The sequence below is a fragment of the Bradyrhizobium sp. SZCCHNGR1005 genome (assembly GCF_032489995.1).
In the GTDB taxonomy this organism is placed as follows: Bacteria; Pseudomonadota; Alphaproteobacteria; order Rhizobiales; family Xanthobacteraceae; genus Bradyrhizobium.
In genome coordinates this window covers 470,081-490,924 of the sequence record NZ_JAUEZC010000003.1, presented here as the reverse complement: position 1 = coordinate 490,924, position 20,844 = coordinate 470,081, and the positions used below count along the sequence as shown (strand labels likewise).

16 protein-coding genes are annotated in these 20,844 nt (G+C 59.4%); 6 read left to right on the top strand and 10 right to left on the bottom strand.

Annotation, left to right across the window (positions count from 1 at the left end; translation table 11 throughout):
- The first annotated feature begins 182 nt into the window (after positions 1 to 182).
- Entirely contained in the window at positions 183 to 842 is a 660-nt protein-coding gene (locus tag QXZ85_RS14705) for a hypothetical protein (RefSeq protein WP_315704761.1), read from the top strand.
- Between the two features lie 7 nt (positions 843 to 849).
- Here QXZ85_RS14705 and QXZ85_RS14700 read toward each other — a convergent pair whose 3' ends face one another.
- A complete protein-coding gene (locus QXZ85_RS14700; protein ID WP_315741978.1) occupies positions 850 to 1,860 on the bottom strand; it encodes a glycosyltransferase family 2 protein in 1,011 nt (336 codons plus the stop codon).
- 194 nt (positions 1,861 to 2,054) lie between these two features.
- Between QXZ85_RS14700 and QXZ85_RS14695 the strand changes: the two genes are divergently transcribed.
- Positions 2,055 to 4,721 carry a hypothetical protein gene (locus QXZ85_RS14695; RefSeq protein WP_315741977.1) on the top strand — a complete coding sequence of 889 codons (2,667 nt, stop codon included), beginning with the start codon at positions 2,055 to 2,057 and terminating at the stop codon, positions 4,719 to 4,721.
- A 122-nt stretch (positions 4,722 to 4,843) separates the two neighbouring features.
- Positions 4,844 to 5,641 (top strand): glycosyltransferase family 25 protein, encoded by a 798-nt coding sequence (locus tag QXZ85_RS33770; RefSeq protein WP_409977721.1) that lies wholly within the window; start codon positions 4,844 to 4,846, stop codon positions 5,639 to 5,641.
- Between the two features lie 82 nt (positions 5,642 to 5,723).
- On the opposite strand, the gene QXZ85_RS14690 is transcribed toward QXZ85_RS33770, so the two are convergent.
- From QXZ85_RS14690 to QXZ85_RS14680, 3 genes are read right to left on the bottom strand one after another with little or no spacing between them, the layout of a single operon-like run.
- Positions 5,724 to 6,911: a glycosyltransferase family 4 protein gene (locus tag QXZ85_RS14690; protein WP_315741976.1), complete on the bottom strand. Its 1,188-nt coding sequence runs from the start codon at positions 6,909 to 6,911 to the stop codon at positions 5,724 to 5,726.
- Positions 6,912 to 6,915: 4 nt separating this feature from the next.
- The gene (locus tag QXZ85_RS14685) at positions 6,916 to 8,340 is read right to left on the bottom strand and encodes an oligosaccharide flippase family protein (RefSeq protein ID WP_316166442.1); all 1,425 of its coding nucleotides are present in this window, start codon (positions 8,338 to 8,340) and stop codon (positions 6,916 to 6,918) included.
- A 30-nt stretch (positions 8,341 to 8,370) separates the two neighbouring features.
- On the bottom strand, positions 8,371 to 9,849 hold the full coding sequence (locus QXZ85_RS14680; RefSeq protein WP_316174360.1) for a hypothetical protein: 1,479 nt from the start codon (positions 9,847 to 9,849) through the stop codon (positions 8,371 to 8,373).
- 405 nt (positions 9,850 to 10,254) lie between these two features.
- Between QXZ85_RS14680 and QXZ85_RS14675 the strand changes: the two genes are divergently transcribed.
- Positions 10,255 to 11,223, top strand: coding sequence for a glycosyltransferase family 61 protein (locus QXZ85_RS14675; protein WP_316174358.1), 969 nt, complete (start codon positions 10,255 to 10,257; stop codon positions 11,221 to 11,223).
- Between the two features lie 76 nt (positions 11,224 to 11,299).
- Here QXZ85_RS14675 and QXZ85_RS14670 read toward each other — a convergent pair whose 3' ends face one another.
- From QXZ85_RS14670 to QXZ85_RS14655, 4 genes are all read right to left on the bottom strand, one after another.
- The gene (locus QXZ85_RS14670; RefSeq protein WP_316174355.1) at positions 11,300 to 12,532 is read right to left on the bottom strand and encodes a glycosyltransferase; all 1,233 of its coding nucleotides are present in this window, start codon (positions 12,530 to 12,532) and stop codon (positions 11,300 to 11,302) included.
- Positions 12,533 to 12,604: 72 nt separating this feature from the next.
- Entirely contained in the window at positions 12,605 to 13,594 is a 990-nt protein-coding gene (locus tag QXZ85_RS14665) for a glycosyltransferase family 2 protein (protein ID WP_315741972.1), read from the bottom strand.
- Positions 13,594 to 14,112 carry a serine O-acetyltransferase gene (locus QXZ85_RS14660; RefSeq protein ID WP_315704750.1) on the bottom strand — a complete coding sequence of 173 codons (519 nt, stop codon included), beginning with the start codon at positions 14,110 to 14,112 and terminating at the stop codon, positions 13,594 to 13,596. Before QXZ85_RS14660 ends, QXZ85_RS14665 begins: the two co-directional genes overlap by 1 nt.
- Positions 14,113 to 14,197: 85 nt before the next feature.
- Positions 14,198 to 14,695, bottom strand: coding sequence for a serine acetyltransferase (locus QXZ85_RS14655; protein WP_315768405.1), 498 nt, complete (start codon positions 14,693 to 14,695; stop codon positions 14,198 to 14,200).
- Between the two features lie 317 nt (positions 14,696 to 15,012).
- On the opposite strand from QXZ85_RS14655, the gene QXZ85_RS14650 reads away from it, so the two are divergent.
- Both QXZ85_RS14650 and QXZ85_RS14645 read left to right on the top strand, forming a co-directional pair.
- Complete coding sequence (locus tag QXZ85_RS14650; protein ID WP_315741970.1) at positions 15,013 to 16,251, top strand: WecB/TagA/CpsF family glycosyltransferase; 1,239 nt, start codon at positions 15,013 to 15,015, stop codon at positions 16,249 to 16,251.
- Between the two features lie 17 nt (positions 16,252 to 16,268).
- Complete coding sequence (locus QXZ85_RS14645) at positions 16,269 to 18,644, top strand: tetratricopeptide repeat protein (protein WP_315768403.1); 2,376 nt, start codon at positions 16,269 to 16,271, stop codon at positions 18,642 to 18,644.
- A 250-nt stretch (positions 18,645 to 18,894) separates the two neighbouring features.
- Here QXZ85_RS14645 and QXZ85_RS14640 read toward each other — a convergent pair whose 3' ends face one another.
- Positions 18,895 to 20,034 carry a hypothetical protein gene (locus QXZ85_RS14640; RefSeq protein WP_315704746.1) on the bottom strand — a complete coding sequence of 380 codons (1,140 nt, stop codon included), beginning with the start codon at positions 20,032 to 20,034 and terminating at the stop codon, positions 18,895 to 18,897.
- A gap of 110 nt (positions 20,035 to 20,144) precedes the next feature.
- Positions 20,145 to 20,723 (bottom strand): polysaccharide biosynthesis/export family protein, encoded by a 579-nt coding sequence (locus QXZ85_RS14635; protein WP_315768401.1) that lies wholly within the window; start codon positions 20,721 to 20,723, stop codon positions 20,145 to 20,147.
- Positions 20,724 to 20,844: the final 121 nt, after the last annotated feature.

Genomic DNA, 20,844 nt, shown 5'->3' with positions numbered 1-20,844 from the left:
TGTTTTTCCCCATGTGCCTTCGGCTCACGGGAAAATCGGGATTGCACCGCTGGCCGACAACACGTCAAAAGGGATCGGGCGCGGGAATAAACTGTACTCAGTTGGACGGGCACGGCTCGCCATCTGGAGCGCGGCCGGAACCAGGCGAGGCGCGACGGTCGTGTCGCAGGAGCGATCTTGGAATGGGAGTCTGGCAGCGCGTCGAACATTTCTCCAAGGCCGCGATCTTCGTTGCGCGCGAGCGCCTGCTGGGCTGCGAGGTCATCCGGACACCCGCCCTGGATCAGGAGGGGTTAGCCGCTTTCACCACCGCGTTGGAAACGACCTCGGTCTATCTCGAGTATGGCAGCGGAGGGTCGACGCTGACCGCATCGCGTATGGTCCGCAAGCTCGTGAGCGTCGAGAGCGATCCCGTCTTCGGCCGGGCCGTGTTGGACGCAATCCCCGCCGACGCCACGGCTGAGGTTGCCGTGCTGAGGCCGGATATCGGCGTCACTCACGCGTGGGGATTTCCCGTCTTCGGCAGGCCGACGCCGTCGCGAACCGAGAAATGGAAGGCGTATCCCAAGGCACCATGGCCTGTTCTGCGAGACGCCGTTCCTGACACCATCCTGATCGACGGGCGCTTCCGCGTTGCCTGCGCGCTGGAAAGCCTGCGCCATGTCGGGCGGGATACCAGGATACTGGTCGACGATTATCTCGGGCGGAATTATCAGACCATCGAGAGTTTCGCCGAACTGGTTGCCATGCATGGCAGGATGGCGGAGTTCAGGAAATCGTCTCGGTTCGATGCGGCAGCGTGCAGGAGTTGCTTGGAGACGGCCTATGCTGACGCGTGGTGAGATTACGTTAGGCGCTTCCTGCGGGAGAGGGCGGGCAGTCAGGCAAGGCCGGATTGCGCACCGTGTTGAGTGCAAAGCCCTTTGCGAAGACGCTGTGACGTAGCGAGTCGCCGAGCAGGTGGGGGGCCGTGCTATCCTCCTTGCCGGTGAGACGCACGCGCAGGCGCCACAGCGCGAGGCCTGTGAGCATGCCGGCGTCCGTCAGCGCTGCGCGCAGCGGCCCGAAATTCTTCAGGAAGTAGCGCCGCCGCGCTTCGAATACGTAGGCGGGGAGGCGCTTCGGCCTTGCGGTGACGCCGGTCGACTGTCCGACGAGGTGGACAACTCGGCTCCCCGGCACATACCATGTGGTCCAGCCCCGCCGCAGCGCCCGGAAGCAATAGTCGCAATCGTCGAAATAGGTGTAGAGGCCTTCGTCGAGCAGGCCGATCTCATCGAGCACCGCGCGGCGGATGATCATGCTGGCGCCGGGCACCCAGTCGGTCTGAAACGTGCGGTCGACGACGGGCGGCGCCACCATCCAGCGATTGAGCAGCCGACTGATGATGCCCAGCCGCAGATGCGCCTCGAATTCACCGAGTGGCGACTGGAAGCGGAAGGCGGAGCGCTGTGGTGTGCCGTCGGGGTCTTCGAGCCGGCTGCCGGCAATGCCAACCTGTGGATGTGCATCCATGAAGTCGACCAGCGCCTTGAAGGCGTCCGGCCGCACCACGGTGTCGGCGTTGAGCAGCAACACGTAGTCCGGCGCGTCGGTCGCGGCGAGTGCCGGCCGGATGACGGCGTTGTTGCCGCCGGTAAAGCCGAGATTGACGGGGAGGGTGGTCAGCGTGCACCACCCGTCCCAGCCATGCTCGTCGATGGCACGCTGGAGCCGCGCCGCGGCATCGCCGCCGGTCCCATTCTCACAGATGGCGACCTGCGTGTCCGGGACGCTTGCGATCTCCGGCGCCACGGACCGCAGGCAATCGATGGCGAGGTCGGTGACGCGATAATTGACGATGACAACGAGCAGCTTCAAGGTGGTTCAATCCGGTGGGGCCGCGCGGCGTGGTGGGCGAGATAGCGTGTATTTTATGGCGGGATGGAGCGGTGATCCAGTGCTGCGGCGGGCGTGGACGGGATGGATGACCAAAAGCGGGATAATCTCGCACAGCCCAGTTTCTGCTGCTGCTATCGTTAATTTGTCACTTGAGCATTTTCGGAGCTCCATCCATGAGTCTTGATCGTCGCGAATTTCTGACGGCCGTATCAGCTCTCACCATGACGCCCGTGTCATTGAGCCACGCAGCTTCTGAAACTTCTCTCGCGATGGCGTCCAGCCAAGTTGTCTCACTCCGCTCGGTTCTCAACATCGGCTTCGCCTCCGGAGGTAACGAATATCGTTTTATCGATCATTTCCGGATTGCAGAGCAATTTGGACCAGTCGGAAATGCCTGGAGTAAGGGAGCAACCTGGACTCAGGTCGTTGCGGCGGACGGTTATCCGAAGGTCAGCCTTAGGCCATCGGATAATAGGGGATTCGGCGGCGGAGTGCGAATTCCAGCCTCTTTCCAATATGGAGAAGTTGGTAGTGGCCAGTTTTATGTCTTGAGATGGAAGGGAAATGGCGTCGTCAGACTCATGCTGCAATCTGGCGCCTGGACGTTCTATTCGAGCCGGAGCCGGAATGTAACCCCCGTCTCGCCCGATGCATGGCAGACCACATTCGGCTCAGACTCCTATGTCGTACTAAGTTTTACCGGTCCGGCTCAATTGTTCTCGGTTGTGATCCAGGCGACCGACCCGAATGGCGTCGGTGCTCGTCTACATGGTGTGCAGTTCTACCGACTGACCGACGAGGCCGATCTACAGGCAGGAAAAGTATTTCGAACACCGTATAAGAAGTCGATCGTGGATCTCTGTCCCAGCGCGATCAGATTTATGGATTGGGTTGGCGGCAACAATTCGAAGTTGACTCGCTTTGAGACCCGCACCTTACCGAGCTACGCTGCATATGAGGGACAAGCAAATTGGGTCGCCTCTCCGCCCTATGGCGAAACAACGGGGACTAATCAATACGCTCTAGCCGCGGTCAAAGGAATGCCCGCTCAATTGCTCCATGGTGAGATCGTCACCTGCCGGATTGGCTCAAGCATGGTGAGAGCGGGAGGAAAGAAGGTCAAGTCCGTCAGCAATTCGAATCCGGGCTTCGTGACGGCGCCAGAGCATGGCTTCGCGACGGATGACGTTGTCGTTCATCAATTGTCCCAGGGCGTGATGCCGAAGCTGCATCTGCGACCTTGCCGGATTACGGTCATTGACCGCGATCGTTATGCGATCGACGTGGATACGACAGGATTTGGCAGCTTTTCGGGCAATGCCAGCGTCAATCAGTTCATCATGCTTGATGTCGGAGGACGCGGCGCCTATCCGGTCACATTTCCGGTCCCGCAGGCCATGGCTTCCCAATTTGGCAACGACTACATCAAGGCAGGAGACTACAAGACCTTCATCTTCGACAAGTCGATAGCAGCGCGGACCGACGGCCAAGGCCATTACGTCTATGGCGTCTGGATGTTCAACGACGCGGGAGCAAATAACGGTCATGCGGGCGGGGTGCCGCTTGAGATTTGCACCGCGCTCGTGAACGAAGTCAACGCGCTGCAGCCCGTGCATCCCATTCATATGTGGCTCAATATCCCGCACCTTGGTCTTTGTTCGATGGATCCCGATTATGCGCCGGCGTCGAATTGGGGCATTCAGGCCGTCAAGACAGTTCTCAACGGTGCCAACGGATTTGCTGGATTGACAAGCGGGGTTGACCTCTTTTTGGAGTATAGCAACGAGACGTGGAACTCCGGTGGCCCGGCGTTTTCTCAGACTTACTACTGTGCCTATCGTGGTCTGTTACGTTGGCCGACCTCTGGCGAGGCTGACTATGCAAGTATGGCAACTCTTCGGTCCGTGGTGAACGTGGAGGACATCAAGACTGCTATGTCGAATAGCCATCGGCTGCGTTTCGTGTTGGCCGGCCAGGGTACAGTTGGAGTTTCCGGCGTGAACGCAGCGCGGATCGAGGGCACAAAGTTTTTTCTGGCGGACCCGATGAATATTTGGGGGGCCAGAGTGCCGCCAATGGCTCATCACGACCTATTTGCGTTCGCCGGCTATTTCGTCGCGAACCAAGCCTTTGATGCTGCTAATCTTGACAGCCTTACCAAGGCTTGGGTGAACTCGATTGGAGATCCCGCAGCGCAAGAGGTGGTCTGCGCCGCGTATGTCAGGGGCCTGGTTGACCCCTCCGTAGGAGGTGGCGAAACGACGGACCGGTATGGGCGAGCGTTGCTTCCTGCCTACGTGAACAAGATGAAATCTCTCGGTAAGTCCGTGATCATGTACGAGGGGGGATGGGACCATGATATCAGGCCGGTAAGTGCTGCAGGGCTTGTCACCGGAACGCTGCCCTTTGCCTCCGGTTTGATCGACGGTGAGACCAACGTAATCACTGGTGTCAACCCGACCTATGCTGCGGCGCTTGCGCCTGGCTCGTTCATTCTGGGGCATGGAATCGCGTCGAATACCACTGTCACGTCGGTGGACGGTGGATTGATCGAGCTTTCGCAGCGCACGCTGCTCAAGCTGAACCCGACGCAATTCGTCGCATTCTCATCTCAGCAGGCCTTCCTTCTTGCCGTTAAACGGAGCCGCGCGTGGGCCAGTGCTCTCCTCGCATACTTCGATCAATTCGGAGGTGGTAGTGGCATGCCATCAATATACGTGCAGAATGGATTGCGATGGGGCCATTGCTTTCCGTCCGCATACGGCCTTGGAAGCAGCGAGTGGAGCGATTTGGATGTTGCTTGGCAACAGATCGCAGATCGAAATCGAAGAGTAGTATAGTTCATGCTTCGAGTGCCGGATCGAATTTCGGGAGAGGCGAATTCGGTTAGTGTATTTCAGTACGGCTTGCGTAGTTAGATCGTTAGCCGATATCATTATGTAAAAGAGAGATACGAGTTATCATGGTAAAGGGAGCCGTCTTTCGCTGCTTTGATCGCATCGCAATCATCCATCTTCCAGAGCGCGAAGATCGCCTTCGCGAACTCACCACGGAGCTCGAGTTTGTCGGGTTGGATATAAAGGATCGGCGCGTCGAGATCCCGCAAGCGCCTCGCCCGTCAAGCCCGGAAGGGTTTCCATCACGCGGCGTATACGGCAATTTTCTGAGCCACCTGGGTATCATCAGGCAGGCCTACGAGGATGGGCTACGATCCGTCTTAGTACTCGAAGACGACGCTATATTCAGCCATGAGTTCAGTCGGCGTCAATCTGAACTGGCATCGGCCCTTAGCTCCGATGCCTGGGACGTGCTATTCTTGGGACATTCGGTGTCGAGGGGGCTTCCATTTTCGAAGTCTGGCTTGGTCAGGTATTCGGGCGATTTTCTATGGGCTCACTGTTACGCGGTGAATCGTAGGATCATGCCTCATCTGGCGGAGTATCTCGAGGAGACCATCGACCGTCCCGTCGGACATCCGCTTGGCGGGAAGATGTATATCGACGCCGCCCATACGCTCTTCCGACGGCTTAATCCCGATGCTGTCTGCCTCTTGTCGTCGCCATGCATGTCTGTACAGCGAGGTTCGCCGAGCAGTCTCAATTCGCGACGTTGGTATGAAAAGATGAGGCTGACGTCAGCTCTTGTTCAGTCGGGGAGGAAGGGGCGCGATGAGTTGTGGCGCCGTGGATTGCTGAGAGTTGGTCCCAAGGGTGTTGATACTGCTGCCACTAAATCTGCTGTGTCTTGGCCCGTTGAATAGGGGAACGATTGTAGAGGGCAGCGTTCTCCCGTTTTGCCGAGGCAATTGTGCTGGAAGGTGAAGATCGAGCGTTGCCGGCTTGTTAGCTTGAGTGGAATACTGTTTGGTAAGCAGCGATGGTTTGCTCTGCGACCAGAAGAGGGTTGTAAGTGCCGGCGCAATCAACGCGGGCTCTCGCTCCGAGTTTTGCCGCTAGAGCATTATCTTCGATTAATCGGCGACAGGCGGAAACCAATGCTGAGACATTCCCGCTCTCGAAGAGGAGGCCGTTTTCCTCGTGACGGATGAGTTCAGGAATCCCCCCGACCTTAGACGCGATAATTGGTGATCCATATGACATCGCTTCAAGGACAGAGTAGGGCAGAATTTCGAACTGAGAAGCAACGATCGTGAATAGGTGTTTGGTACGAAGATTTGCGATTTGAGAGCTGGACTGCTGGCCCAAAAAGTCGATGCGCGCGCGCACGGCGCTCGGAATAGGATGTTCATTGAAGAGAACACGGGATCCATTTCTGCTATCGACGATGCCATCATCCGGGCCGACAAATGTAAGTCTCAAGTCTGGATATAATTGTGCAAGATTGATAAATGCCGATATGATGAGGTCGCCGCCTTTGCGTCGGTCAAAACGACCCACAAACAGGATGCGCCTCGTATCGCTGAGCCCAAGTGTCCACCTGGCGCTATCAGGACTAATGTTTATCGGGTTCGGAATTACCCTGGCGTGCTTAAGAGGGGTTGCATAAAAATATTGAACCTCGGACAATACGGCTGCTGAAGGGCTTGTTACGAGTGATGCGACGGCTAGCGCTTGTCCTTCTCGGGCGATTCTTGTACGCATAGTACCTGCATTATGCCCGAAGCGACCGTTGAGAAACCACGGGCCATGCAGTCTGATTGCGACTGGAACAATATTTTTCTCAGCGAGCCGTAGCCCCCATCCGAAGGAGTCTTCTATTTCGAAGATGTCGATGTCCTTTTCTTTCTTAAGTTGCGATAGAGCTATCGTCAGTCGGGTTGTGAATTGGTCGTAGATGAATCGTTCCGGCGAGAGCCGACCGATTAGACGAGCGAAGATCGACGGTTGGATGTCAATCGATCGTAGGTCGATCGTGTATTCGTCGGGTGCCGAGTCCAGGAAATACGAAGTGAGAATATAGACATCGTGACCGAGTCTGCGTAATGCAGGAACGAGTGTGGCCGCATACGTCACAATACCATTGGCCGATTGGCCGGGCGGCCAGGCGGGCACATAGAGTGAAATCTTCATCGAGTTACCAGCCAAGAATATGACGTAGGTTCGTCATATGAAACGTGGGCGAAAAGTTATCAACGAGGCGGCCGACCAGGATTCCAAGAATGTAGGCTGGCAGCCATCGTAATTCGCCTGGGATGCTCAGCCAGCCGTGGCGGTATGACAACCAGAGGAATATGATCGAAGGAATCAGGCGGCTGGCCGAAATTCCGAAAATTGCGCCGTAGGTTCCTCCAAGGTAGTATCCGAGGCCAAGGCAGAAAATCAAGGAAATGGCTTGTAGAACCGAGAGCCAAGCTACGATGTTCGTTCTGGCGATCGCTGTAAAGGCGCTTCTGATCAGCTGAAAAGGGTAGATCAGAAGGCCGAAGCTCATGATCTGGAGCATGAATCCGGCGTCTTCGTACCGGGAATCGTAGAGGGTCCGGACGATCAGATCGCCGGCGGCGAGTAAGAATCCGGCGCTACCAGCTGCAACAAGTTCGATTGGCAATCTAAATCGGTAGTAGCGATCCCTTAGAGCGGTCGGGTTAGTTCTGACAACTTCGGCCAGCACGGGCAGCGTGAGCGAGCCGTTCAGTCGTTCGAGCAGGCCTTCGACAGCCCCGCTGAGCATCTGTGCGATGTAGAATAGACCGAGTGTTGACCCAGGTAATAAGATGCCAAGCACGATAGTGTAACTTTGCGAACTCACGAAACTTGCGAACGACGATAGGTTGATCCATCTGCCGAAATCAACGATTTCTCTAATATGCTCGCGTTTTGACACTAGAGCCATTCTCGGACCGGGCATCGCGAAGTGCGACATTAGCAGTCGAGTGAGGCTGCTGACGAGAATGCCGGCGACAACGGCCCAAACGGTAGGAGATATGTAGGCCCATCCGATCATAATCGGAATCGACGTAAGTCGGGAAATGATCTCCAATCTAAAAATCGGCTTCAGATCGAGAAGCCTCGCGCACAGACATACGGCAGTCGATTCCAGTCCTGTCGCGATCAGTGTCAAGCCTTGGGCAAGGGTAACGAGAGGAAAAAGAGGATCGGCGAGGGCCGAAGACGCGGGAACGAGTGCGTGTATAGAGGGGATGTAGAGGGCAAGACATATGAGAGACAGGGCAAGCCACAAGAGCAACCCGCGCGAGCACTGAAATACCCAGGCAGACCGTAGAAAATCGGCGCTATCTCCAGAAGGACTCTGGATGATTACTGTCCGTACCCCAAAGTCGCTGACAAGCTGAAGCCCTACAATTAGAGCGGTGCTGAGAGCGACCATACCGAATGCGTCAGGGAAAAGGAGCCGAGTTAGTATCAGATTCGAGGCAAGCCTCGTCAATAATTCGGCTCCATGGGAGGCAAGCGTCCAGGCTCCGGCGCGAAGTATTCGTCGGCGGAGTCTGGTGTGAGGTGGATGATCTTTAGATGACGAAACGGTAATTGCCGGCATCCAGTAGGTTGTCCTTCGCGCCAACCAGATCTAAGCATGGCCTGAATTCAATTCGTATTGCCTCTCCAAATACCGTCGCGGTACGGGCGCGCCAAGAGGGTCTAATGTTTGGATACCTCCCGTGTTTGCGACCTGAGTACGGCGGAATGTTTTCCTTGCCGTAACCAGCCTTTCGGCTTGACCAAGCAAGCTGCCCGCGAGCAGCCAAGTAAGGGGAATGAGAGAGGCGTTTGGCAACAAGTCGAACATGTTAATCGCGATGATCAACGTCAGCGTTGCAAGCGAAAGGCGCTCTCCAGATGAGTTTGCATAACGCCACGTACTTGCTGATCTCCACACGCATAGCGCAAGCAAGCCGAATTCACCCAGGAAGCCGATGAGGCCGAATTGGCCGAGGTCTATGATCCACCGGCCGTCCGTCACGCTCGTGTCGTTGCCGTATTCGTAGATCCGGCTGCGGCCATATCGACCCCAGCCGAAGAAGGGCCGTTCGAAGGCTCGCGCGAGCAGGCGGTCTTCGTTTCGGAAGCGGAAGTCGAGGGATTGTGCGCGTTCGGAGTTGATCTGTTCGATAAAGCTGATGATCTCTCCCGTTGGTACAAGGCTCGTGGCACGGAGGAGCGGATAGGTGATCGAAATGGCGACGAGAACGAGCGAAGCACTGAAGATTGTCTTCGGCTTTCGAAACAGGACAATCATTCCGCCAGACATCCCGTACAAGAGGGCACCGAGGCTTTTAAAGACAAGCAGCATCAAAGTCAGAATTGCCGCGGGCGTGACGGGAGGGAGGGACCAAATAGACATCTTGCGACGCCAAAGCGAGATGGCTGCTAGGAAGCTCATCATGATGAAGAAGGCTGCAAGCAGACCATGACCCATGAAGACCATGGGACGGAAGCCACCCTCACGTACGGCCTGAACGAAGTCACTCGGATAGTAACCATAGACCCAGTAGTGCAGTTGGGGGCTGAAGCGAACCTCGAACAGGAGCGGGATGCAATAGATCATGCCGGCGATTGTGATCGTCCGTAGGATTGCCGTGAGATCTTCGTGGTTGCGTAGGAGACGACGTCCAAGAAAGAACGGAAGCAGAGCGATTAACGCCGCTTCTGCAGCCGACATGGCGTCATAGATGCCTACGCCAGGAAGAAATCGGTCGCCGACGAGGATCGCATCGGTGTTCAGTTCTGAGGTTACGATGGGGCCGGCCACAAGTAGTAAGACTAAAATCTCTGGGAATCCGAATTCGAAGCGCTTTCGAAACAGCGGCCGACGCGCAAAAAGCAGGCAGCCGCCGAGTGCCCCGAAGCTGGCGATGGATGCCTTGTCGATTGGCGGTAACATCGGGAACTTGATGTTCGTGTTGGCAGGGAGGAGCAACTGAGCGCTCAAGAAAATGGCGATCAGGGCTATCGAGGGGGCTCTGCAATACGCGAAGATGAAGATCGAAATCGGCAGCCACAATGACAACGCAATGACGGCCGCCGGTGTCAGATTTTCAGAAACCATATCCTGTTAGCCCGGCCGTATGGAGGTTTGGCGCCAGTATAGTGATCCCATAAGCCTTTGATGAAGGGATTCGCGCTCTCTCGTCCTTCGATGTCTTGGCGGCCAAAGGCCTTGAGGTCTCATTGGGGCCCTGCATCAACAGTGCGCACGAGAAAATTGCCGTGTGCCTCTCGCGCCGTCTGGCGAAAATGTTGTGTGGATAGAGCCGATCGCGTCCGGACAATGGAGGTTAAATATCGTTTTTAAGAATATTGAAAGTGGTATTTTGCCTGCGCTTCAAATTAAATAGAAATCAATTGTATGATCGGTAGAAAAGTGCGTTTTTCTCCAGCGGTTGCTGCGGCGCCTTATTGCCGGCTGGTGCGGCGGGTGTTTCAAGGCCCCGGAACGGCGGAGTCGGCTGCGGTGGATCGTGAGGTCCTCTGCCCGGAAGAGATCGCCGCGACCCGGCCGCCGGTGTACCTCGCGGGTCAACTTGACCGCCTTACCGCGAGCACGGGACACAACCCGCTGAACGTCGAGATCGAGAGCATGCTCGCGGCGCGCTACACGCATGCGCCGACGATCGCATATCACCTGCGCGATGCCGTGCTTCACGACGGGTCGATCTATGCGAAGAATATGCGACACTTTATCGGCCGGCGTACGGGACGGGCGGGACAGGTTCGCCACATCCGCAAGGGGGCCCTGGCATCGAGCGCGGTCGGCTACACCTATTTCGGCCATTGGCTGCGGGACGATTGCTGCCAATATTTGCTCGCCGAGCAGGCGGGCCATCCGATCTGCGTGTTCAGACCATCGGCGTTCGAACATCTTCCGCCCTATGCGTCGTGTTTGCGGCAGGCGTGGACGCCGATGGAATATGCGGTTTTCGGCGAGCTGACGATCTATCAGGATTTCGCGCAGAACAGCCTGAAGCACCAGCGCTACAGGATACTGTCGCAGCGGCTGGCGGAGTCGTTCCCACCGCCTTTGAGGCGCGACAAGTTGATCTATCTTCGCCGTGGCAACACCGGAGCGGCCCGCGTCGTGAAGGATGAGCCAGAACTCATCAATGCTCTCCAGCGGAACGGATTCGAGATCGTCGACGTCGCTGGGCCGCTCAGCGAGATAATCCCTACGCTCCAGCGGGCCAAGCTGGTGATCTCGATGGAGGGCAGTCATGTCGCGCACTGTACCTTTACGCTCGATCCGGGATGCGGATTGGTGCTCCTGCAGCCGGCAGACCGGTTTACGGCGATCCACCGACATTGGACCGAATGCGTCGGCGTCGGTCTCGGCTTCGTCGTGGGCGAGGTAGACCGAGCGGCGTATGTCTTCCACCCCGAGGAGATCCTCAGAACGGCCGATCTGGTCCTGAGCGGCTTGGCATAGGTTCTGCGCAGTCCCCGGATTGTTGAAAGCGCGCGTCAGTGGTTCTAGCTGTAAGCTGCCGGCGACGCCTCGGTCGCTAACTGTCGCGAGCCTCCAACAATATGGGTATCAACCGCTTCATCAGATCAGAGCGGTGCTTGAAGATGGCCTCGGTCGAGAATAGCGAGCCGTCGCGCGCAGCTGCCCTTGAACGCAAATGCAGGGTCGAGTCATCGAACAATGTCTCGACCGCGGCGGCCAGAGAGACGACGTCATCCGGCGAAATCAACAGTCCACCGTGATGTTCGGCAACGAGTTGGGAAGCGTAATCCGAGCGATATCCGACCAGGGGAAGGCCGCATGCCAGGGCTTCGATCAGGCATCGCGGCGATTCCCGGGTCTTGTGACAGAACACGAAAGCGTCGGCGTTCTTGAGCGCACTCAGCAGGTCGTTATGGGAGATCGATCCCTCGAAGCGGATGACTGCATCGAGAGACCGTCTTTTGACCTCCGCTCGGGCAGCCTCCAGATCGGGGCCGCTGCCAAACCAGGTGGCGCGAAAATCTTGCCGTTTCTGCGCGAGCGTGGCGAAGACCGCGATCCAATCATGGATGCCTTTGTCTCGATGTGCGCGCCCGGCGTAAACGAAATGGCGTAATGATTGCCTCGCCAGCCGTGTGGAGAGTTCGGCTTCGGAGATATGAGCGTCCGCACCAAGGTGTACGTCGTCAACCAGCTGCGGGTTCGTCGAAAAGCGAGAGTAGGCGTTGTAGCAATCCATGCCGTGAAACAGGCCGAGGCCAGCTCGCCTGATGACGGACCGTTCCAGGAGCTGAGTTACGATCGCATTCATCTGCCCATACAGGCGCCTCAGGCCGCTCTTTGATGAGGCCTGAAAACGGATGACGTCAGACTCCACCCGATCAGTCCAGACGGCGTAGGGGCGCTGCATGCGGCTTGCGAGCACACATGAAAAAGAGCCCCAGTCCCCCCAGAAACCGCCGATCGCAAAGTGCAGGTAATTCGATTCCGCAATCAGGGTCCGCAGCCGGGACATCGTCGGCAGGAGGGCGCGGGCGAACGTGCCGGGTGAATATGCATAGGGTAATGCATGGAAGCAAAATCGACCTTGCGTCGGCAGGGAATCGATTGGCAGGGTATCGGCTGGTGCCTCGCTTGCAACGATGGTGGGGCATGCCAGAGTGACGGTTTGGAAGTTGTCCAGCCACCTCAGCAGGCCATTGCACGCCTGATCATCGGTAAAGATCCTGCCGTGAACGTTGTACGCCCGTAGCGGCAGCACAAGGAGAATGCTTTCGTTTGCCATCATGTCGACGATGTCAGGAGGGGCAGATGCCAAGTGGAGATTAATGTGGGTAGGTTCGCCCGGTTCGATCAGGCCTCACTTGTATTCGATGATCTCCTGGCTGCTGCAGTTCAAACGGTTTACCCGAAATTTCATCTGCCCGATTGCCTCGGGAAAACGCGCCATCAGTTGAAACAGAGCGAGCTTGAAGCGCTCCTGCCACGGGCCTGAGCCGCGCAGGGTCTGCCGCAGCACTTGCAGCGGCAGAAGCAGCAGCAGCGCGAGGCCGATGGGGCCGATCGCGGCCAGGGCCGCCAGGACCGCCAACGGCAGTCCGAGGCCCCAGATCAAGGCGCGGCGGCTCTCCCACACCCAGAAGCGCTCCGGGGGCGCGCCATGCAGATGGCTGCCCTCGGCGAAGGCGTAGCCGCTGCGCAGTGTCCGGCGCCACCACTGGCCGAAGCGCAGCATGTCGGCATCGTGCCGCGTCATCTCCTGATCGATCCGCCAGATCGACCAGCCTGCCGCCCGCAGCCTCACGCACAGCTCGGGCTCTTCGCCGGCGATCATCGTGTCGCGATAGCCGCCGAGGGCGCGCAAGGCTTCGGTCCGTGCCATGATGTCGCCGCCGCAATAACGCACCTCGCCGGGCTGCCCGGACCATTCCTGGTCGCACAGCCAGTTGTACGGTGACCGTTCGGGGTGGCGCTCGCGGCGCCGGCCGAAAACGACCGCAGCTCTCGCGTGGCAAGCGAGGAATTCGATTGCCTGCGCCGGCCAGTCCGAGATCATCTCGCAATCGCCATCGACGAACTGCACATAGAGCAGATCAGGCGCCAGCTCCATCAGGCGGGCGAAGCCGGCGTTGCGCGCACGCGCCGCGGTGAAGCTCGCCGCGGTGTCGAGCTCCACCACCTCAATGCCGCGGCTCGTCGCCCATTCCATCGATCCATCGCTCGAGCCGGAGTCGACATAGACCGTCAGCGCCGCGTCCGACACCGACGAGAGGCAGCGCTTGAGCCGCTCACCCTCGTTGCGACCGATCGCGACAACGCCGTAGGCGGGCGGCTTGCAGACGGCCGGCATCATGCTTCCTCGGCGCCGCGCGATCGCGGCTTGATGACGGCGGGAACGCCGACCGCAATGCAGTTCTCGGGGACGTCCTGCAAGACCACGGCGTTGGCGCCGATGATCGCGTTGTCGCCGATCGTGATCGGCCCGAGCAACTTGGCGCCCGCGCCAATGTCGACATTGTTGCCGATGACGGGGGCGGCGGGCTCATCGACGCGGCGCAGCCCCACGACGACGCCGTTGCGGATCCGACAATCGTCGCCGAACCGTGCGTAGCCGCTGATGATGATGCCGCCGAAATGATCGATCACGAAATTGCGGCCGACCACCGCCTCGCACGGCAGCTCGATGCCGGTCAGGATCTGAACCAGCTTGAACATGAACTTGTAAAGCAGCGAGCAGGGCTTGCGCAGCAGCGGAGATCGAATGCCGTAACGCCACCGGCCGAAGCGGTAGACGGCCATGACCCAAAGTCCCTGTGCGCCCCAGTTGCGCCCATGCGCGGCAAAATCAGCGCGGATGTTCTCAAACATGGATGATTGATTTCGCTGGTCCGGTTTGCTTCGGGTCAAATCGCTCATTTCGCATGGCGCTCCTGCAACGCGTGGCTCCGCGTCGTCAACGGATCAGTCCGACGGCCGTCTGGCCTGGCCCAACGTCGGTGATGACCACGGCATTGGCGCCGATCCGTGCATGGTTGCCGATGGTCAAGGCACCCAGAATCTTGGCTCCGGCGCCGATATCCACGTGGCCGCCGATAAGCGGCACGCTGGGGCCCTCGCGGCTGCCGATCGTCACCTGCTGGAAGATCAGGCAATTGACCCCGATCTCGGCTGCGGGATGGATGACGATGCCGTTCGGGTGGGGGATCAAAAGGCCGCCGCCGATCCTGCAGGTCAGCGGAATATCGGCGCCGGTGACGACGCTCCAGAAGCGATGGCGAAGGACGGCCAGCTTGCAGAGCAGTTTCGGCAACAGCCCACGCCGCGCGCGCCAGGCCTGGTAGTTGCGAATGGCCAGCAGCAGCTTTCGTCCCGGATCCCAGAATTGCCGCGGCTGTTCGCGGCTCCAGTCCGCAATGTCCGCGCTGATCTCGGGTAACGTCCGATCCATCATATCGAAGGGCCAGGTGGCCGAATGGGGAATGCCGGTTGGCGGGTGCGCGGCGCGCCGCGACTATCCGAATAGCACATTTCTGCTCTCTGCCGGCCGGTCGGCCACGGTCATTGGGAGACGGGCGGCTGCCGGGAGTGGATATAGCGGGACAGGATGCCCTTGGGTGATGTGACTGGTTTGCCACGCTGCGCCGCAAATTAAATGGATTAAATCGAATTTACCGCCCTTGTATTCTGCGTTAAACTAAATTTAAAGGCGGGAGGCATCGGGCCGTTATCGTCGATATTGGTATAATTGTTTTAGTTCGAGGCGTTGTCGTGAAAACCTTGCCTTTCGGTCGTGGTGCTGGGTTAGCGACGGCGGCGCGAACGCAGCCTACATTTCAGGACGAGGCGCAGTCGACCCCGGCGCAGGACGACAGGAACGATCATCTCTCGCGTAACGTCTACGGCCTGCTGGGAATCCCCATCGACGCGATCAGCTTTACCATCCTGCTGGCCGCCATCCAGGACGCTGCGGACCGTGGGGCGCCGTTTCTGATTTCGACGCCGAACGTGAATTTTCTGGTGAAGAGCCAGGAGAGTGCCGCCTTCCGGGAATCGCTCCTGTGCAGCCATCTCTGCCTCGCCGACGGCATGCCGCTGATCTGGATTGCGAGGCTGCTGGGGATTCCGCTGCCGGAGCGGATTGCAGGAGCCGACCTGTTCAGCCGACTGAAGTCGGCGGTCAGCAGTGAGCGGCCGCTGCGGGTGTTTCTGGTGGGCGGAGCGGAGGGGGTCGCTGCGGAAGTCCGCGACAAGCTCAACGCGGAGCAGTGCGGCCTGCGTTGTGTCGGCGCGCTCAACCCGGGCTATGGCTCCATCGAGGAGATCAGCGCCCCGGCCGTGCTGGACCAGATCAACGAAAATCCCGCCGACCTGCTCGCGGTGTTCTTCGGCGCGGAAAAGGCGCAGGGCTGGCTGATGCACAACGCGCAACGGTTGCGTCCGCCGATCCGGGCCCAGTTCGGCGCGACCATCAATTTCGAGGCCGGACGAGTCAGGCGAGCGCCGCGATTCATGCGGCGTAACGGCCTTGAGTGGTTGTGGCGGATCAAGGAGGAGCCTTATCTCTGGCGCCGCTACTTCAACGATGGCAGGGCGCTGCTCGGCCTCCTCGCTGGCTCGGTGCTGCCGTTGATGTTGGAAGCACTTCGTTCGCGCCGATCGCAGGACGCCTTGAGGATCTCCGTTGCGGAGAACGCCGATTCGGTCGTGGTGTGCCTCGCCGGCGACGCCACCGCCGCGCATGTCGATGGCGCGATCCTCCAGTTCCGGACGGCACTGGCCGCAGGAAAATCGATATCGATTGATCTGTCTGAGGCGCGCCGGATCGATGCTCGTTTCTTCGGACTTTTGCTGACGCTGAGGCAGGCCCTCTCCGAAGGTGGCAACCGACTCGACTTCACCGGGCTGAGGCGCGGGATGAGGCGGTTATTCAGGCTGAACAGGTTCGAGTTTCTCCTGTCGCAGACGGGTGTGGCAGTACCAGATCTTGAGTTCGGGGTGTGCAGATGATGTTGCGTCGGCTTCCAATGAGTACGAGCAGGTGGCTTGCGACCGCGGCATCGATCGTTCTGTCGAGCCTGCTGCTATCCGGCTGTGGTTCGCCGGAGGAGAAGGCGCAGGCCTACTATCAAAGCGGCATGGCTTTGATCGAAAAGCAGGACGACCTCAATGCCCGCGTGGAACTGTTGAAGGCGGTCAAATACAAGAGCGACAAGGTCGAGGTCTGGCGTGCTTTGGCTGGGATCGACGAGCGCACCAAAGCCCAGTCGCTCTTTCTCGATCTCCGCCGTATCGTCGAGCTCGACCCGAACGATCTCGGCGCACGTCTGAAGCTGGTGCGGATTATGGTGTCCGGCGGAGCGGCCGAGGCTGCGCTCAAGGTCCTCGACGTCGCCACGGAAGGCGACAAGCCGAACAGCGAATTGCACGCCGTCAGAGCCATCGCGCTGTTGCGGAACAAGGACACGCAGGGCGCTGTGCGCGAGGCGCGCCGCGCGGTCGAGATCGATGCCTCCAATTCCGAGGCCTTGACCCTGCTGGCGGCCAAGGCATTGTCCGACGGCGATGCCGATGGCGCCCTGAAGTTGCTTGGGGCCGTCAAGGTGACGCCGGCGGACGAAGCGCGCGTCACCGTTCTACGAGCGCAGGCCTTCGAGAAAAAGGGAGACCTGAAACAAGTCGAAGGTCTCCTGAAGACGCTCGTGACACTCGATCCGGAGACCTATCAGGAGTCTTGGCTCCGCTTCCTGCTCAGCCAGCGTCGGTTCGACGATGCCGAGAAGGTGTTGCGGACGCGGGCCACGGCCCATCCGGGTGATAGCAAGTTTGAGCTCGAATTGGTGCGGTTCCTGGCGAGCGCACGCGGTCCCGATGCGGCTCGCAGCGAGCTGGAAAGCCGCATCAAGGCAGGCGGTGAGGTTTTCGACTACCAGCTTGCCCTGGCGGAGCTCAATTTTGCCCAAGGTAACGCTGCGGATGCGGTCCAGGCGCTGCAAGCGCTGGCCGCCAATGCCTCGACCCCGGAGCGGAAGGTCTCAGCGCAGGTCAAGCTCGCGGAGATGTACGTCGCCAAGTCCAATCTGGCTGCCGCGGAGCCGCTGATCGCCGGTATCCTGGCCAAGGACCGGCGCAATTCGGGCGCCCTGCGCCTACGGGCCGGTATCGCCGTCGGCAGGGGACAGTTCGACAGTGCGGTCGCTGATCTGCGCGAAGCGCTCAACGATGAGCCGAAATCGGTCGACCTCCTGATGGCGCTGGCGCTCGCCTATGAGCGGGGGGACAAGAACGAACTTGCGGATCGGCAATATGCCGATGCGCTGCGGTCTTCCGAATTCAATCCGGAAGTGGTGCTTCGTTATGTCGCGTTCCTGCAGCGAAGGAAGGATCTTTCGCGTGCGGAGGACATCCTGGCCGAGGCCGCCGGGCGGACACCCGGCAATCTGCAGGTGCTGTCGTCATTGGCCCAGATCAGGCTGGCGCGCCAAAACTGGGCTGGTGCCATGGCGCTGGCCGAGACCATCGGCCACGTCAACGGCGGCAGCGTGTTGGCCGACGAAGTTCGCGCTTCTGCGCTCGCCGGCCAGAACAAGATCGAGGAAAGCGTTGCCGCGCTGGAACAAGCCCGGCGAGCGTCACCGGATGCGGTGGCTCCGCTGGTGGCGTTGGTTTCGGCCTACGCCAGGGCTAAGAACTTCGACAAGGCACTTGCCGTGTTGAGCGAAGCCCGGCAGAAAAACCCCGATAATGCGCAGCTGCTCGTGACGCTGGGGAAGGTCGAGCTCGCTCAGAACAAGGAACGAGATGCGATCAACCATTTCAAGGAGGCGATCGCCAGGCAGCCGAAGGACGCCGCCGGCTACACGGCTCTGTCCGACCTCTACGACTCCCAGAAGAAATACGACGCGGCCGAAGAGGTCATTCAGGCAGCGCTCAAACAGATGCCTGATAATCTCAACTTCCGTCTCGCTCTGGCTGGCGTGAAGCTGCTGAGGCCGGACTATGAAGCCGCCATCGCCCAATACGAAGCGATCTTGCGCGATCAGCCGACGTCCGTCGTTGCGACCAATAATCTGGTCAGCCTGTTGCTGGATTACCGCACGGACCAGCAGAGCCTTGATCGGGCCGTCACGCTGTCGCAGTCGCTGAAGGGGACCGCGCTGCCGTCTCTGAAGGATACGCTGGGATGGGCTCAATACCGCAGCGGAGATTACAAGAGCGCGATTGCAACGCTTGAGGATGTCGTCGCGGCAGTCCCCAATCTGGCTGTGGCGCGCTATCATCTCGGCATGAGCTACAAGGCAGCAGGGCAGGCCGACAAGGCCGCCGATCAGCTGAAGACCGCTCTGAACCTCGAGCCGGACGGGACCGAGCTGAAGGATCGCATCCGCACCGCGATCCAATAGGCCTGCCGCCGGCTGTTCGCCCATGGCGGCCGGTACTTCGCAAGGCCTGCTCGTGCCGTAGTCAGCGGGGCGGCCTCTTACACGGTCGAGCGATGGCCCGGGTTTTCCGCCCTGCCGGCGATCGCAACGAAGGCCGACCCCACTCCGTCGCGTCGAACTTGAGGATTGTCGCGTCGGCCGTCCAGGGACGACGGCCAAGCCTCGTGGGGTGCGTTTCGCCGTGGCCCGCGGGGGGGCACGTCATCCGGCGCTACGGCGGAAGCACCATATAGCTATGGGTTACCACCATCAGGATGGAGTGCGAGTCGGCGGCGCCCAAGCCGGTGACGGTGGGGAGGCCGGTGATCGGATCAAAGATCGTGGTCCCGGAACTCGAGAAGCGGTGCAGGTAGCGGTAGGATAGTTGGGCGTTCCATTCCCGTGTGAACTCGTGGGTGTAGCCGGCTGACGCCGAGGCGAAGTCGGTCGTCGTGGTTGACACCTGGCGATTGCCGCTGGCCGAGAGGGACAACGATGAATGCGAGTTGATCGTGTAGTTCAGCGTCGTCGTGAGCGAGTCGCGCTTGAAGAGACTGCCGACGATGCTCGGCGATATCGACTGGTCGGCCGCGACGATCAAGGTCGTGTCTCGGAACATCTTGTAGGTCAAGACCGCATTACCGATCCAGTCGGTGCTGGTGCTTCCGAAGGGAACGATCGGACCGGTCGCGGGCACACCGCCTTGGATGGACGTGACGGCAGGCCCGACGCTGCCGCGGAAAGAAAGCTGCGGCGATAGCGCGAGATCGGTCCCGATCTGGTTCCGATAGATCTGAATCCGCGTGTTGAACGCGTTGTCGAAGTTGAGAAATTCGGCCTCTGACGAGGCCGTCATGGCCGCGATCGGCGATAGATTGTGTCGCCAGAAGCCGGTCGCAAGGGTATCCGTAAAGGGGGTGCCGCCGGTCGCGGGCTCGTAGCTCGTCCGTGTCGAGAATGCCCTGAGACTGATCGAATCGAGTGCAGTCAAGGTTCGGTCGATCCCCCCGCCGAGTGTCAGGCGATCGAGAAAGCCGTTGACGTTGGTGGCGACGCCGAGATCCCTCAGGAGCGCAAGCGCGGTGCTCTGCTGCCGCCAGCTCGTTTCGACATATTCTCGATCGAACGCCGTCTTTTCCTTGAACTCATAGCGGGCGTTCACGCCGTAGTTGATGAACTCGGATGCCTGCAGGTTCGCCGCCGGTCCCCAGTTCTTGCGATAGGACCCGTCCACATCAAGATTGAATTTGGTGATGGGGGTCCGCGCTTCCGCTTGGGCCGACAGCAGTGAATAGGATCCGACCACACCTGCGGGCGGCGTGTTCAAGAAGAGATTGCTGTTGAGCTCGACGGTCTGGCTTTGGGACGTCATCAGCGACCAGTCCACAGCAAGGGCCGGTGATGCCGCCAAGCCGAGCCAGACCGGGACCGCTATGGCCGCCCTTTTCACAGCGCTGTGCCTCGACGCGAGATCGAATTCAACTAGTCGAACAGCCCTCGTTCCGGAACCATGATGACGTCGCCGGCGCGGAGCATGATGTTGCCCTCGACGGCGGCGCCGGCTTCGTAGGCCTTATAATCGAATACGAAGATCGCCTCGTTACCGCTGGCCTCGCGCCGCCTGATCTGAATGTGCCGCTTGGCGGCGTATGGTCCAAGCCCCCCGGCCAGTGCGATGGCCTGCATCAAGTTCGTCGGTTGGCGTACGACGTAGTAGCCGGGCTTGAGCACCTCGCCGGTGATGTAAACCCGCGGCTTCAGATCTTCCTCCGGGGTCGCCGCATTGGCGACCGCGACCGTGATATCGAGATCGCCATCCTTGTAATTCGCCCGGAGCTTGGCCCTGAGGAAGTTCTCGACTGCCAAAGGCGTGAGGCCGCTCACCCGGACATGGCCTGCCAACGGGAAGGCAATCTCGCCGAGCGGGTCAACCACGACCGTTCGGTCGAGCTTGGGCTCCTGCAAAACCGTAATGGTGAGGGTGTCGCCCGATTTCAGTGCCTGCGCCTTGGCACTGGAAATTAAACCGAGCAGACAAAAAATAAATACCAGAGTTCGCATGCTCGCAGGCCCTAAGTATTGAATATTACTGCATTTTTGGTGGCGTCCCCGGCGCGGTCGAATTAAAAGCGCAGTGTCGCCACCGGTTGGACTCTTAAATGAAGAATTAATGCGAAGCCAA

What these genes read in the sequence shown, in the direction of transcription:
- QXZ85_RS14645 (WP_315768403.1), top strand. Translation starts at nt 16,269, where the DNA reads ATGAGTACGAGCAGGTGGCTTGCGACCGCGGCATCGATCGTTCTGTCG.
- QXZ85_RS14685 (WP_316166442.1), bottom strand. Translation starts at nt 8,340, where the DNA reads ATGCCGGCAATTACCGTTTCGTCATCTAAAGATCATCCACCTCACACC.
- QXZ85_RS14690 (WP_315741976.1), bottom strand. Translation starts at nt 6,911, where the DNA reads ATGAAGATTTCACTCTATGTGCCCGCCTGGCCGCCCGGCCAATCGGCC.
- QXZ85_RS14665 (WP_315741972.1), bottom strand. Translation starts at nt 13,594, where the DNA reads ATGCCGGCCGTCTGCAAGCCGCCCGCCTACGGCGTTGTCGCGATCGGT.
- QXZ85_RS14660 (WP_315704750.1), bottom strand. Translation starts at nt 14,112, where the DNA reads ATGTTTGAGAACATCCGCGCTGATTTTGCCGCGCATGGGCGCAACTGG.
- QXZ85_RS14655 (WP_315768405.1), bottom strand. Translation starts at nt 14,695, where the DNA reads ATGATGGATCGGACGTTACCCGAGATCAGCGCGGACATTGCGGACTGG.
- QXZ85_RS14670 (WP_316174355.1), bottom strand. Translation starts at nt 12,532, where the DNA reads ATGATGGCAAACGAAAGCATTCTCCTTGTGCTGCCGCTACGGGCGTAC.
- QXZ85_RS14705 (WP_315704761.1), top strand. Translation starts at nt 183, where the DNA reads ATGGGAGTCTGGCAGCGCGTCGAACATTTCTCCAAGGCCGCGATCTTC.
- QXZ85_RS33770 (WP_409977721.1), top strand. Translation starts at nt 4,844, where the DNA reads ATGGTAAAGGGAGCCGTCTTTCGCTGCTTTGATCGCATCGCAATCATC.
- QXZ85_RS14680 (WP_316174360.1), bottom strand. Translation starts at nt 9,849, where the DNA reads ATGGTTTCTGAAAATCTGACACCGGCGGCCGTCATTGCGTTGTCATTG.
- QXZ85_RS14695 (WP_315741977.1), top strand. Translation starts at nt 2,055, where the DNA reads ATGAGTCTTGATCGTCGCGAATTTCTGACGGCCGTATCAGCTCTCACC.
- QXZ85_RS14640 (WP_315704746.1), bottom strand. Translation starts at nt 20,034, where the DNA reads ATGACGTCCCAAAGCCAGACCGTCGAGCTCAACAGCAATCTCTTCTTG.
- QXZ85_RS14635 (WP_315768401.1), bottom strand. Translation starts at nt 20,723, where the DNA reads ATGCGAACTCTGGTATTTATTTTTTGTCTGCTCGGTTTAATTTCCAGT.